The 14,332-nt window shown below is 44.7% G+C and carries 9 protein-coding genes; all 9 read left to right on the top strand.

Annotated elements, in window-relative coordinates; all coding sequences use genetic code 11:
* Positions 1–8: 8 nt before the first annotated feature.
* From ACO067_RS07265 to ACO067_RS07225, 9 genes are read left to right on the top strand one after another with little or no spacing between them, the layout of a single operon-like run.
* Positions 9–173, top strand: coding sequence for a DUF5908 family protein (locus ACO067_RS07265; protein ID WP_421872499.1), 165 nt, complete (start codon positions 9–11; stop codon positions 171–173).
* Positions 173–838 (top strand): LysM peptidoglycan-binding domain-containing protein, encoded by a 666-nt coding sequence (locus tag ACO067_RS07260; RefSeq protein ID WP_421872497.1) that lies wholly within the window; start codon positions 173–175, stop codon positions 836–838. Before ACO067_RS07265 ends, ACO067_RS07260 begins: the two co-directional genes overlap by 1 nt.
* Position 839: 1 nt before the next feature.
* Positions 840–2,630, top strand: a complete 1,791-nt coding sequence (gene vgrG / locus ACO067_RS07255; protein WP_421872495.1) for a type VI secretion system tip protein VgrG — start codon at positions 840–842, stop codon at positions 2,628–2,630.
* A gap of 14 nt (positions 2,631–2,644) precedes the next feature.
* Positions 2,645–2,944 (top strand): PAAR domain-containing protein, encoded by a 300-nt coding sequence (locus ACO067_RS07250; RefSeq protein ID WP_421872493.1) that lies wholly within the window; start codon positions 2,645–2,647, stop codon positions 2,942–2,944.
* Between the two features lie 12 nt (positions 2,945–2,956).
* A complete protein-coding gene (locus ACO067_RS07245) occupies positions 2,957–3,370 on the top strand; it encodes a GPW/gp25 family protein (RefSeq protein ID WP_421872490.1) in 414 nt (137 codons plus the stop codon).
* Positions 3,370–7,101 carry a baseplate J/gp47 family protein gene (locus ACO067_RS07240; RefSeq protein ID WP_421872488.1) on the top strand — a complete coding sequence of 1,244 codons (3,732 nt, stop codon included), beginning with the start codon at positions 3,370–3,372 and terminating at the stop codon, positions 7,099–7,101. The genes ACO067_RS07245 and ACO067_RS07240 overlap by 1 nt, the downstream gene beginning before the upstream one ends.
* Positions 7,098–9,701 (top strand): hypothetical protein, encoded by a 2,604-nt coding sequence (locus ACO067_RS07235; RefSeq protein WP_421872486.1) that lies wholly within the window; start codon positions 7,098–7,100, stop codon positions 9,699–9,701. Before ACO067_RS07240 ends, ACO067_RS07235 begins: the two co-directional genes overlap by 4 nt.
* Positions 9,698–12,964, top strand: a complete 3,267-nt coding sequence (locus ACO067_RS07230; RefSeq protein WP_421872484.1) for a contractile injection system tape measure protein — start codon at positions 9,698–9,700, stop codon at positions 12,962–12,964. Before ACO067_RS07235 ends, ACO067_RS07230 begins: the two co-directional genes overlap by 4 nt.
* Positions 12,961–14,295 carry an ATP-binding protein gene (locus ACO067_RS07225; protein ID WP_421872482.1) on the top strand — a complete coding sequence of 445 codons (1,335 nt, stop codon included), beginning with the start codon at positions 12,961–12,963 and terminating at the stop codon, positions 14,293–14,295. Before ACO067_RS07230 ends, ACO067_RS07225 begins: the two co-directional genes overlap by 4 nt.
* Positions 14,296–14,332: the final 37 nt, after the last annotated feature.

The raw sequence follows: 14,332 nt of genomic DNA, 5'->3' as shown, positions 1-14,332 counted from the left end.
TCTATTACATGCCCGTCGAAATCAAAGAATTGATCATCAGGACCAACATCGTCTCCGATGACTCTCACAAAGCAGAAAGTGCTGGTAGATTCACTGAAAGACAAATGCGTGATATCGTGGAGTCCTGCGTGGAGCGAGTACTTCGAGTGATTGATAAGAAAAAGGAAAGATAATGGCAGCAACTGGAAAACTTCAACCGCTCATAATCGAAGGATATAAAGATGAGAATTTTGGGAGCAAAGTGGGCTCGTATTCAGCCATGCTGAACCCTGAGTCCTACTCTCAGAATTTTGCTATCCAATACAACACAGAGCAGGGGCAGGGAACTCCAGATGCATCTATCAAGTACGAAAAAAGTACGCCAAGTACCATGAGCTTTGAGCTCGTGTTTGATGCCACCGGAGTGGTGGATAGTAAGCGCACAGATTTGGTCAAAGAGATCAGTAGTTTCAAAAAAGTAGCCTATGATTACAATGGACAAATCCACAGCCCCAATTATCTAAAGTTAATCTGGGGACAAGCCATGCTCTATAAGTGCAGGCTCACCAGTATGAAAATCAACTATACTCTGTTCAAGCCTGATGGCACTCCGCTGCGAGCCAAAGTAAATGTTGATTTTAAGGAGTTTCAAACCCCTTCTGATGCCTTGCAGGACAATTCGCCGGACATGACTCATGTGAAGACAGTCATTGACGGAGACATGCTGCCATCGCTGGTATATGATGTCTATCAAGACGAAGCCCACTTACTGAAGGTAGCAGAGTACAATCAACTTGATTCGCTCATAGCTCTCAAAGCAGGCTCCAAACTCTATTTTCCACCTCTAGTCGACCAATGATATGCTAGCATCTCCAGTAACTAGTAAATGTGATTTAGTCACCTACCAGGTTTTGTCCAATGGCAGCCCCATTGACAAGAGCTACAATGTTACTTCCATCACCATCACCAAGGAAATCAACCGGATTAGTAGCTGTGAGATTGAACTATTGGATGGAAGTGCGTCGAGTGAGGATTTTCCTATCAGTGACTCAGATACTTTTTTGCCTGGCAATGAGATAGAGGTGAAGATGGGCTATGAAAGTGACAATCAAAGTGTTTTTAAAGGCATCATTCTAAGACAAGGACTGAAGGTAAACAGAGGGTCCGGTCCGGTGCTGGAAGTGATCTGCAAAGATGCAGCCATCAAAATGACTGCCACCCGAAAGAACGCTTATTTCAAAGATACTACTGACAGTGGCGTCATCTCATCAGTTATCGGCAACTACAGCGGTTTGAGTGCCGATGTGGCTTCTACTTCAGGTCAGCAAGAGGAGGTTGTTCAGTACTATGCCACTGATTGGGACTTTATTCTGTCCCGTGCAGAGATCAATGGGATGACGATCACCACGGATGCGGGCACTATATCTGTCAAAGATCCCAACTCGGAAAGTGATGATGTACTGCAAGTGACCTATGGTCAGGATTTATTGACCTTCAACGCTTCTCTGGATGCACAAAATCAATACAAGAATATCAAAAGCAGTGCCTGGGATCTCAAAACACAAAAAATAGTAACAGGCCAATCCTCTATTTCAGATTACAGTCAGGGAAATGTAAGCAATAGCAAATTGACGGATGTGCTGGGGATCAGTGATTTCAATCTGCAATCTACCATCCCACTGGATGAAGGAATGCTAAATACCTGGGCCAAAGCACAGGCTACCAAATCTAAATTCTCCAAGATCCGTGGAGATCTTAGCTTTCAGGGGAATGCCAGCGCACTCCCCGGTAAGCTCATAAGCATCAAAGGAATGGGTGCCAGGTTCAATGGCAAGGCGCTGCTTTCTGGAGTAGTTCATACCCTCCGAAATGGCAACTGGATCACTGAAGCAGAGATTGGTCTATCTCCGGAGTGGTTTTCTCAAAAAGTAGAAATGCAAGCTCCATTGGCATCAGGTTTATTGCCTGGCATACAGGGGTTGCAGAATGGAACGGTAAAACAAATCAATGAAGATCCCGATGGACAGTACCGAGTGCTGGTGGATGTCCCAATTATCAAAGAGGGTGGTGATGGAATATGGGCCAGATTGGCCAACTTCTACGCGACCAATAATGCCGGCTCATTCTTCTACCCTGAGGTAGGTGACGAAGTGGTACTGGGTTTTTTAAATGAAGACCCCAGGTATCCGATCATACTGGGCAGTTTGTATAACAGCAACAGCAAATCAGCTCCTTATACTCCAGATGAGACGAACAGCACCAAAGCCATTGTAACCAACAGTCAGCTAAAGGTCATCTTCAACGACGAGAAAAAAATAGTGACCATAGTCACTCCAAATAACAATCAGATGGTCTGGAATGACGAGGCGCAGAGCATTACCATTTCGGATCAAAATGAGAACTCCATAGAGATGTCCTCATCAGGAATCACAATCAAAAGTGCCTCCAATATGACACTGCAAGCAGCTGAGTCCATCAGTATCAAAGCTGGGACCACAGCGACGGTACAGGCTGGTGAGTCAGCAAGTGTACAGGCTTCCAGTGTCAGTGTACAGGCGGAAATGGAAGCCCAGATAGAAGGGGGTATGACCACCCAGATTTCTGGCGGTGAGGAAGTGTCGATCAGTGGAGCAATGGTCATGATTAACTAAAAAAGGAAAACAATATGCCACCTGCAGCAAGACTTACAGACATGCATGAGTGCCCAATGGAGGATCCGTCGGTTCCCCCAATTCCACATGATGGTGGGCCCATAGTGGGGCCGGGTGCTCCTACGGTGATCATTGGAGGTATGCCAGCCTCTGTAGTAGGCGACATGCTGGTGTGTGTAGGGCCGCCAGATTCGGTAGTGAAAGGGAGCACGACAGTCATGATAGAAGGCAGGCCAGCTGCGCGAATGGGGGATGAAACAGCACATGGAGGGACCATTCTTACTGGATTTCCCAATGTAGAAATAGGTGGCTAACGAAAAAGAGATATGGACAAAAATGCATTTATAGGAAAAGGATGGGGATTTCCCCCAACGTTTGTCAAGGGTTACAATTCCGTGGTAATGACTGAGGATATTCAAAATGTGAATGAAAACCTCCGAGCGCTATTCTCCACCACTCTTGGTGAACGTCCTTTTAACCAGGGCTATGGTACCCGACTCAAGAATTTCGTTTTTAATGCGCAAAGCTCATTACTGGAAATAGAGATAAAAGATGCCCTTACCACGGCCATCAAACTTTACGAGCCGCGAATCATCGTTGACAATCTGGTGATAGATATGACCAAGTCTGCAGATGGATATGTGTCAGTTCACTTACAGTACACCGTACGCAAGATCAACTCCAGACACAATTTCGTCTACCCATTTTACATCAATGAAGGCACACATTTGGATATTTGATGGGCGGTAAGAAACATATCGCCCGCTTCTCATCTAGTGCCACTCAGCGTAGCATGGAAAATCCTTATTTGGACCCGAGTCACACCAAACTGGATAGTAGAGGTACTTCTGAACTATTGTCATTCATTGCCAAGCTATCAGAGCAGTTTTGGTACTACGATGAAAATGACCGGAAAAGAGGAGATTGGGGGGATTTCTTCAAGACAGATCTTTTAACTATTCTGGCGACAGTAGCTGATAGTGATCAGCAGGCCGCCTACAGGCGAATGTTGGATTTTAACAAGGCCATCACATTCACCACCAACCGAGAGGATAAGGCTGATTTTCTGTGGGAGTCTTTTAGAATAGGGTTCAAAACCGTTTTTCGGATCAATCGATGGTATCAAACCATGAGCGGTTATCATCCCGATCATTCATTTCAAGCCTACCTGAAGGAGATCATTTGGAAACGACTAAGTTTCGTACTGAGAGAATTGTATAGCTACTACCACCTGGCTATACAGCAGAAAACGCTCCATGACAAAGAGAGAATTGATAACCAGTTTAAGGATTTTGAGCTGCTGGACGTCATCTGGAACTTCAACCCTTTTCCAAACATCCGATTAAAAAAAGCGGATTCATATCATTTTGAGAAGAATACCGCCTCTTTTATGGAGGGCGTGGGCCAGGCCACTAAGAACTTGTTCACGCTTTACGAAGCAATCATAAAACGAGCTGCTTTGGAGTTTGAGCAGAGTCTGAACACCCAAAAAACCGAGCCTCATGTCGCATTACTGGTGACCTTCCTGAAACTGTACAAGCATCAGCAGGAATCACTCAATCAGCTGGTGTCTAAACATCTGGATTTTCATTTCAAGAGAGTGCTGGACTTCAAACCATCAGCTGCATCACCAGATCAGGGATATTTATTATTCACGATCAATAAGAATCTGGAGTTTTATTTATTGCCAAAAAAGGCATCCCTGGTAGGAGGCAGCGATCCCCTTGGAAATCCGATACTATTCGACACGGATAGAAGCCTACTGGTCACCTCATCGGTTATATCGGATTATAAAACGTTGACTCGTTCGGCAGATGTATTTACCGGGGGCACAGTCTCACAATTCGCCGCTCCAGTAATGGATCAGCAGACCGGTAAAAACCATTTCTTTCCCATGTTTGGGATGGAGAGCGCCAGTAATATCAAATTGGCTCCTGTAGCCATTGGTTTTGCGTTAAGCTCACCGGATTTTTACATGGAGGGGGGCTCCAGATGTATCAAATTAGAGTTTGCATTGGATGGAGCTGAGATCAGCAAGTCCACTTCTAACCTAAATGATTTTACTGATTCTTTGAGCTTTAAGTTAACTGGGGGCAAAGGATGGTTTAGTCCAGATAAGACAGCAGCCACTTTGGATCAAACCAATCGTAAATTGGAACTATTGATTCATCTCAGTCTTGATAATCAAGCGCTTGTCAGCTACAATGAAAAGCTTCACGGTAAAGGATACAGCACCAGTTGGCCGGTAGTATCGATTACTTTGGAATCTGCCAGCAATGGTGACTTACCAGAAGGCAAAGGGATCTATGATATGCTGGATCAACTGAAGTTTAAGAAGTGTGACATCAGTACATCAGTTACAAGCCTTCCTGCTACAGTGCTCCAGAGTCCGGCAGGTAAGCTATCAACTACTACCGCAGCTAGTCCATTCGGCAATATCCCTGCAGTGGGTAATAGGCTCATAGTTGGCAGTTATGAATCATTCATCAAAAACATCAAAGGACTAGAGCTGACACTCAATTGGGTGAATTTGCCTGATAAAGTAGCCTTCCGTGAGTACTATGCTGCTTATAATAAATACATCAAAGCGTTTCTCCCACAGAAGTCACGGTTGATTAAGAATGAATATACCTGCGACTTGCAGTGGCTGACTACCAAGCAAGGATGGAAAGATACCGCAACCAATGTGTCATTGTTTGCAGGGAATGGTACTGGTAAGATCAAAGACTGGTGTGGCTCTCTGGAGCAACCAACTTCAGGTCAGCCAAACGAAATACCTGTAAGTGATGATCCGGAGGAGAACAAATCAGCATCAAAAACTAAGCAAACGCCAGATTCAACCATTACCAGCTTGAACTATCAGTTTGACCTGTCCAGTATGCAGCCGGATTATTCCCTACAGCAGCCACTGAAATACTCCGAGAAGTCGACTTTTGGATTTGTAGCTCTTTCCCTCAAATCCCCTGATCTGGTATTCGGAAACGAGATTTATCCTCAGGTGGTAGCTGAGGTGACACTTGAGAACACGCTTCAGGCTGCCAAGGATATGAAATGGTGGTGGTTTTGGGGGAAGAAAAAGAAATTCGAGCCGCTTCCAAATAAGCCACTACTACCCAAAATTAAAGGAGTAGATATTGCCTACAATTCCAGTTCTACCTTGGATCTCTCGACAGATTCGGTCAATCAGTTTTATCAGATCCATCCATTTGGTATTCAACAGATCAAACCACGCGTCAAAGGCAATGCAAAGGAGAACGCATCAGTAAGATTCATCCCGCATTTTCCTGCAAGTGGATATGCTTATCTGAGCTTTAAGCAGCTATTACCTGGGTCGGCTTTGACCTTATTTATTGGCGTAAAAGACAGGCCTGATGCTAGAATTGATGAGAATTTCGAGGAGGTAACTGTTGAGTGCCTAACCATAAATGGTTGGCAAAAGTCCAGTATCAATTTTGATAGCACGTATGGGCTCAACAAGACTGGAATTATTGAGGTAAGGGTTCATCCTAACGTTACAAATGAGTGCACTGTCATGTCCTCAGATCTCTACTGGTTGAGGATATCGGCAAATGACCACACGGTTAATACCTGCTTCATTAGTATGATTGGCACTAACGCCATTTCAGCTTCCAGAAAGATCACCTCACAAGATGCCGGGCTCACCATTACCAACCTTCCAGCTGGAAAGATTACGAAGTTTCTTCAGTCTGATCCAGCTATAGCTAAAGTGTCTCAGCCGTTTAACACTTTTGGCGGTGAGGCGCCTGAAACAGAGCATCGATTTAGGAGACGTGTTTCACAGCGCATTTCCAATAAGAATCGGGGTACATCCGCCAAATCGATCAAATCCCTGGTGCTTGATCGATTTCAAGAAGTATATCAGGTCATAGTCATTGCAAATCATTCTTTGACAAAACCCAGAACTATACAGGTAGCTCTGGTTCCGTCCATGTCAGCGAGTGATGGATTGGATCTTTTCAAACCTATCGCCCCGGCGAGTACCTTGAGTCAGGTATTGGAATATCTCAAAGGGCTCGTAAGTGCACACCTCAACCTGGAGGTCCTTCATGCACAGTTTGAGGAAGTAAAGATAAGTGTGGATGTAACGTATGATAGCCTGGATATGAGTACCCAACTGGATGGGGAACTACAAAAGGATATTCGAGAGTATTTGTCTCCATGGATTCGTAATAACTCCCTGGCGTATACCGGAGATGAACTGACGATCAATCACCTTTTACAGTTTGTCAGTTCACGTCCGTATGTCCGCTCATTTAGTCATTTTCAGGTTTTCCTGGGTGACAAACTCATTACTCAGTCAGATCAGACTGGAGGTCAGCAAATAGCAGATCAGGTTATCAAACCGACTAATCCATTGGCCATCCTCATAAGTGCGGCCAATCATGATATCAATAAGTCAGCTACGGTCAAACACATGAGATCACTGCACAATGAAAAAGTAACCGCATGAGTATCCAGACAGCTGATATCGCCACCATTCCAAAAGAAACAGTGAAAAACACTGCACTCAGCTATGATGCAATGGTGAAGGAAGGGATTCAGCTTATTGGCGATTTAGCCGGAAAGAATTGGAGCAATTACAATCCTTCTGATCCGGGCATTACCATACTGGAAATGCTCTGTTATGCCTTGCTGGATCTGGGTTATAAGAGTCACTTTCCCATAGAGGACTTGCTTACAAATAAAGAGGGTACACTGTCTTACGGTGATTGCTTGTACACTGCACGTCAGATTCTTTTTTCCAATCCTGTTACTCCGGGTGATTTCAGAAAACTATTGTTAGATCAAGCCGAAGGTGTGAAGAATGTTTGGGTGAAACCTGTGATAGTCCATGGTGCTTTTCACGGTACCTATCAAGTGGACTATGAGGTTACAGATGATCTAAAACTGGCCGTACTTAAAATGCAAGGTGAAAAGAAATCACTGAAGGATTTGCCAGAGTTGAGAGACACGCTGGAGGATATTGACTGTGGAATCAGAGCCTTGCTGTGCAGGCATCGCAACCTGGGAGAACTGTTTCTCAACCCCAAAATACTGGCTCCACTGGAATCGACTTTCTCTGGTACTTTTTATCTGACCAAGGAAGCAGATGTGGAGAAAGTGCTTGCCTGGATTTACTGCCAACTCAACAACTATGCATCGCGGTACATTCAGTTTCATACCTATCAGGAAATGAAAGCGACGGGATTGGAGGTAGGACAAATACTCAATGGGCCACGGCTGGATCATGGCTTTATTCTGGATCAAGATCTTGAGCCATTCAGACACGTTTGGGACAAAGATGTCTTGCAGGCCGAATTGATCAAAAGAGAAGAGGTCAAATCACTTTATGCCTTTGGAGTAGCACTGAGTGGAAGTCAGTCTAACTTAAAGGTGCCGTTTGGTAAAATACCATTCTTTAACTACCGAAGTGCTGGGGTTTGCCTTCAGCAGGGAGAATTTTCGATAGTGCATGGAGATCATGCCATTCATCGGGTAGATCAGGCTCGGGTCAACGCTCACTATGAAGCCTTTACTGACCGAAAAGCGGTCAGCAGTTTCAATTTTAAAAATGAACTGGGCCCTGAAGTACCAAAAGGAAAGTATAGGAAAGTAAAGGAATACCACTCTATTCAAAACCTTTTTCCTTCTAGCTATGGGCTGGACACGCATCACTCTTTCGATGGGTTGAGCAAGTCGAGGAGCGGGCAAGTTAAGCAGCTCAAGGCTTATTTGATGTTGTTTGAGCAGGTTATTGCGGATCACCAAAGTCAGTTGTCAAACATCGGGAAGCTATTCTCCTACGAATCTGAGATAGCACCTGGAGAGAGCTTGTGTCAGAGTCATTATCCGCAGGGACTGTATCACTCTCCCGGAGCGAAATACCTGCTCAAAGCATTTGATGCCTACAAACGTCAGAATGAGTACCTTCAGGAACATCCACATAAGGTATGGCAGTTTTTCGTGGATGACCCAGACAATTCCTACTTCCGAGATTTGGTCTCTCTGAGCAACAAGGTGGAGAAGGATGTCAAATCCAGATCTCAGATGCTCTCCCACAAACTGGCGTCTTTAGGTGAGGGTTATGAACTCTCTGGCCTATTACAGCTCAATTCGGATTATGGAGATTACCACATGGCAAGGGTAGGTGTGCTGAGTGGATTGCTAAAGGGGTTTCCCCTTTTTAGCGAGAATAGTGGCAGGTCCTACTTCCATACAGACCCTGAAGCCAAACGGAAAGAAAGCTTAAAAGCAACTCCACTTTTTAGTGGAATGGAGCGGAGAATGGATCTGGTTTATCAGCTCAATAGCTACTACAAAGGCATAGTAGATGTGGTGCGCAATGGCATGAATCACAAAGATCCGTACCTACATATCCAGGTGACTGGAAAGGGTAAGGACCAGACCATACTGATCTCCTACTATGGAGAGCAAATCCTCGAGTTGCCATTTACACACTCAGATTCTACCAAGACTATTGACTACCACTTGTTGATGTTGGAGTATTTGTGTCATCAGACCAAGGGTTTTGTGCTGCTTGATAATCAGATGCTCCTGGCCAATCTCCCACGGAAGATTTGGAGTATTTACAACGGCACCAAAAGACTGGTTTTCAGATATCAATCAGCTGGAAAGAAAACGGAGTTGTTTGACCTCAACGAGACGGTCAGGCTGCTAGAAGCCAATAAGGATCGGTGGGCCAATCAGAAAATAAGTGTCAGAGCTGCCGGGCTTGCTGATAAATATGAGGATCAGCCTTCCTCTGATCAAGTCGGATTTGCAGGTCAGGTGTTGATTTTCCTACCGCTGTGGGTGACCAGAGTACGTGAGAAAGAGTTTTCCAGATTATTTCTCCAAAATATCCAGAATGAAGGACCGGTGAACCTCGATTACCGAATTCGGTCATTAAATGCAAAAGTTATGGGTGGACTCCTAAGTGCCAGACACCATTGGTTGGAGGGGATTCGCCATTTACAAAACGGAAAGCCCATGGGGCCAAAAGCTGAGAAGAGTCAACTTAACCTAATCAAGCTAGTGATGAGAATGGACAAACTAAGGAGAAAGCCATGAAACCTTCAGACCATATAATCAAGAGTCAAATTTTTGAAATTGGTTTTTTCTTGGAAGAGAAGAGCCTGGAGTTTCAAAAGGAGCTGTCTGATCTAATAAGAAATGAACTGGCTGAAATCACTGACAGGTGCCTGTCCAGATTTGACAGGCAGACCCTAAGTGTGATCAATCGATTGGAGGTGGATCTGGGAGACATACCATACACCAAATACCTGAAAAGCCTACCCGTGATCTATGAAGAGGAATTGTTAAAGCAGCTGATCATCAAGATGGACGTGGGACCTGACAGTGAGCAGCAGGAAGGTTCGATTGATAGCATGCTACAAATGATCCGACATTTTCTGGTCAAAGGATACATGCCCTGGAACTACAATGAAACCCGATGGACGACATTTGATGAAATCTTTGTACAGTCTCTTAAAACCAACAAAGAGGTTTTTATCAAAGAAGTAGATAGCCTACTCAAATCAGGCGTTGCCAGAACGAGACTGATCCGGCAGTTAGAAGATAAAACCATACACCTTCTGGTCAAAGAGGTAGAGCCTTCTCAAGCAGATACCATTATCCAGTATCACCATGACTGGATGGCTACCCAAAAGCATACTGATGTGATCAAGGCGGGTGACAATGAGTTGGCCAAGAGTCTGTGGGAATTCATCTTCAATTACCTGTACGAGGAGCGTGGCTCTTACTTCAACACTCGAGCGTTTCTGAGCAGCACATTGCACCAGATTAGTTCACATTACAATGTCAGTTTCCAGACGATACTGTCTCTGCTGAATGAGTCCTATCAGCAGTTTGCACCCAATGGGTTAAAGGGAGAGCTTTCCATGCTGCTCTATGAGATTTGGCGTGACCATCAGGTATTGGATAAAGAAGGTGAGGATAGCATCCGTAAGGATAAGCCTGAAGTAAATCTGAAATATACGGCTGGAGATCTGTTGCATTTTTTGGAAGCTGATGAATGGACAGTGGAATCGGGGATTCCATCCAGGTATTCTTTAGATCAGGTGGTAGCTCATAGTTTGAGCACTCGTCCCAAGGTTTTAATGCAGCTGCTTCTTCTGCTGGTCAATTCACCTTCAAAACTCCATTCATTTTTGAAGCCTCTGGATGAGCGCTCCATCCATGGTTTGATTAGCCTTTTGCAGCCGACTAACGATAGGCAGATTATCCAATATCACCAACTGATAGTAGATGCACAGGATGAGCAGGAGATAGTTCATCACTCCAGAGAAGATTTTCCAAAGACCATCTGGAGTTTGATTATGGTCATTTTGATAGAAAATCATGGTGGCAGCTTCAACCATAAAGTCTTTATCAAGAAACTGGTCACCAACACTGCAAAGCATTTTGGGGTATCGTATGAATCCTTGCTGACCAGTTTGTTCCAGGCGATGGAGTTACTGGCTGGAAGTGGCTCGTTTACTGTGGCATTTCAGTTGGTGGAGCAGATTTACAAAGAGGATGTTAAAGGGATTGAGAATATACGTGAGCGCATAGATATCAAAGCCTTTGACCCAGAGTGGCTTGTTGAGAGCGTTTGCTCCGGCAAGGTGCATCCTGTTTTGCAAAATGAAGGGATTCTATCTGTGGAGGATCTCATTTTATTTATGGCCAAGGAAGATACGTCCTACTTTGCTCAGTTTATGAGAAGAAGCATGCAGCGGGTCAGCTTTTCCCAAAGCATCGCAAAAGCACTTAGTAGCGAGGTATGTTCCAAAATGATCAATCAGATGCCTTTTTCAGGGCATCAAAGCTGGTCAGATACCTTTAGATCGCTGGATAATATTGCCAAGAGTGACCTGATCAATGGCAGAACCATTCGGGTATTGCTGAAAGAATTGATGCTTCATTTTGCTTTTGGCTTGACTAGCAGCTCTCCAAAAGATGCAGAATCGGCATTGATCGGACTGTCGGGACGCTATGGAGTGGATTTTAATCAGCTAGTGAGAGCCATTCATGAATTGGCAGATGCAAGCGGAAACGCCATCCTTGCCAGACATGCACAACTGATGATGGACAAATACCGCATCGCTTTGTCGGATGAGTCTCCAAATGCTTTAGAACCCGAGTCCAAAACAAGTGCTTCTGATGAAGCCCTGGTAGAAATGATTCTGTGTGGAATCAACGGAATCATTGACAGAAAACGGATATATGCGCTGGGATTCAAAACTGTAGACGATATACTGCTAAATGTTCTCCGTAGGAATCCACAGTTGCTTAAAACCAAACTGACCGTTCTTGGTCGGGGAGATCATTCCTTTTTTGGAATTGGTCGTGATATTTCGCTCTCTACTTATTATTCTTTGCTTACCGTCCTCAATCCAGAATACGGAAGGCAAATGACCCAGCTCCTTAGAATTCTGGAACTTCAATTGAACACTGGTCTGGCGCCAATCAATAGATTCTTAAGCGCTTCAAGAAGCCTGGTTATTGCTCACTTGTCGCAAGGTGATTTTAGTTTGGATAAATTTCTGGAAGAATTTTCTAATCTCGTCTCCAGCACTGCTCCACACATTTATATTCAGATTATTCCGGTACTTTCTAAGAAGATCTCATCCATAAGTTTGCCCACCAAGGGTGCGGTAAATGATGTGATTCATCACATCGAGAAACAGTTAGGTTTTCCGGAGGACCAAAGCCCTACTCTCGACACAGCCAATCTGAAACGGATCATCGCCAATGACTTTTTTCAAAAAGGGCTTGACAAAGAATCCACCATCAGACCCTATTTTGAGGAAACAGCGGATGTCGTCTATGATGAAATATACATAGAGAATGCAGGCCTGGTTATCGCCAATTCTTACCTGCCAATCCTTCTGGAGAGGTGTGAGTATATGGCTGCAGGCGTTTTCAAATCTACAGAGTATCAGGCGCGATCTGCACTGCTAATTCAGCATCTACTGATGGATCATCCTCCATTGGATGAGCATCATTTACCTCTCAACAAGGTTTTGTGTGGGCTGCCGATAGATCGGCCCATTACCACAGATATCAAAGTGGAAAGTGAGCATCATCGATTGATTCATGGTCTGATAGAAGCCATTACTGGTCACTGGACCATCATCGGGTCCAGTTCTATAGAAGGGTTTCGTGGATCTTGGCTCTGGAGAAAGGGCAAGCTGGAGCATAAGGAGGACTGTTGGGAGCTGCTGGTGGAGCAAAACTCCTACGACATGCTATTGGATCATTTGCCATTCACCATTTCTCCAATCAAATACTCCTGGATGCCTAAACCTTTAATTGTCAACTGGAGATGAGCGCTTTACAGCAACACATACCGACCTTGGAGACCGAGCTTAATTGGTTTGTGCAGGTGCTGCATGAGCGCTTCAATGCATATTTTGAAGGAAGAGGTTTTGAGGACATCCCTCCACCAGTGCTGGAAGACGGAGAGGCTGGATATGCCCGGTTTGTCCGGTCCAATCAGCTGGATGATAATGAACGACTGTTGTTGATGCTAGTGCTAGTGCCACATCTCAAACCAGAAGTACTGGATGTCTTCTTCTCTAAAAATCAGAGCTACGACCGTGGGTTCACCGAGTTTGGCGGGTATTTAGGAAAGTATCATGGCGGATTCTTACCAACAGGAGAGACGGCCCTATTTATACTATCAGCTGGTGATCTACAGCGCAGACTCTCCGCCTCCAGATTGTTTGCTGACAATCATTTATTTCAACTAGAGGAGGTAGTAAAGATCGTGGATGTGCCGGAGGATGAGCCATTGATGAGCAGACCACTTACCATCTCTACCAAATACCTCAATTATTTTACCACGGGAGAGCTAGCACCACCTAAAACCTATGCGCAATTCCCGGCAAAAAAGATCACCACTCAGCTGGATTGGTCGGATCTGGTGGTGGAGCGATCGGTACGCGAAGATGTGGACCAGATCATTGCCTGGATAAAACATGGTGATTACCTGATGCAAGACATGCAGCTGTCGCAAAAGGTAAAACCCGGATACAGGAGCTTGTTTTACGGACCACCTGGTACGGGTAAAACCCTTACGGCATGCCTCCTGGCAAAGGAAACTGGATGCGATGTATACCGGGTGGATCTCTCAGCTATGGTATCCAAATACATCGGCGAAACAGAGAAAAACCTGGCCAGGGTATTTGATTACGCCGAGCGTCAAAACTGGATATTGTTTTTTGATGAGGCAGATGCGCTTTTTGGAAAGCGCACTCAGACCAGCAGCTCCAATGACCGATTTGCTAATCAGGAAGTATCCTATTTACTGCAGCGTGTAGAGGACTTTGAAGGGGTGGTGATACTTGCCTCCAACCTTAAATCAAACATTGATGAAGCATTTTCCAGACGATTTCAGTCCATAGTTTATTTCGGAATGCCCAATGCCAAAAGCAGGCATTCGATTTGGACAAACATTTTCAATGGCCCTTTAAAACCTGAGAGTAAGCTGGATCTCCAGCACCTCTCGCGGCAGTATGAGATATCAGGTGGTGCTGCCATCAATGTGTATCGGTATGGAGCACTTAAAGCCATGCAGCGAGGATCCGAATGCATACTGGAGGAAGACATTATTAGAGGGATCGAAAAAGAATTTCAAAAAGATGGAAAAACACTGTGAGTACCTGGATTTCCAAAAAAAAGGAAGAATAAAACAA

Origin of the sequence: Marinoscillum sp., from assembly GCF_965229915.1 — a bacterium.
GTDB lineage: Bacteria > Bacteroidota > Bacteroidia > Cytophagales > Cyclobacteriaceae > Marinoscillum.
The sequence above is the reverse complement of the archived record's forward strand: the minus strand, read 5'-3'. Positions and strand labels throughout refer to the sequence as shown.

Bases quoted from the DNA above. Each gene is read 5' to 3' on its own strand.
- ACO067_RS07265 (WP_421872499.1), top strand. From the start codon at position 9: ATGCCCGTCGAAATCAAAGAATTGATCATCAGGACCAACATCGTCTCC.
- ACO067_RS07260 (WP_421872497.1), top strand. From the start codon at position 173: ATGGCAGCAACTGGAAAACTTCAACCGCTCATAATCGAAGGATATAAA.
- vgrG (WP_421872495.1), top strand. From the start codon at position 840: ATGCTAGCATCTCCAGTAACTAGTAAATGTGATTTAGTCACCTACCAG.
- ACO067_RS07250 (WP_421872493.1), top strand. From the start codon at position 2,645: ATGCCACCTGCAGCAAGACTTACAGACATGCATGAGTGCCCAATGGAG.
- ACO067_RS07245 (WP_421872490.1), top strand. From the start codon at position 2,957: ATGGACAAAAATGCATTTATAGGAAAAGGATGGGGATTTCCCCCAACG.
- ACO067_RS07240 (WP_421872488.1), top strand. From the start codon at position 3,370: ATGGGCGGTAAGAAACATATCGCCCGCTTCTCATCTAGTGCCACTCAG.
- ACO067_RS07235 (WP_421872486.1), top strand. From the start codon at position 7,098: ATGAGTATCCAGACAGCTGATATCGCCACCATTCCAAAAGAAACAGTG.
- ACO067_RS07230 (WP_421872484.1), top strand. From the start codon at position 9,698: ATGAAACCTTCAGACCATATAATCAAGAGTCAAATTTTTGAAATTGGT.
- ACO067_RS07225 (WP_421872482.1), top strand. From the start codon at position 12,961: ATGAGCGCTTTACAGCAACACATACCGACCTTGGAGACCGAGCTTAAT.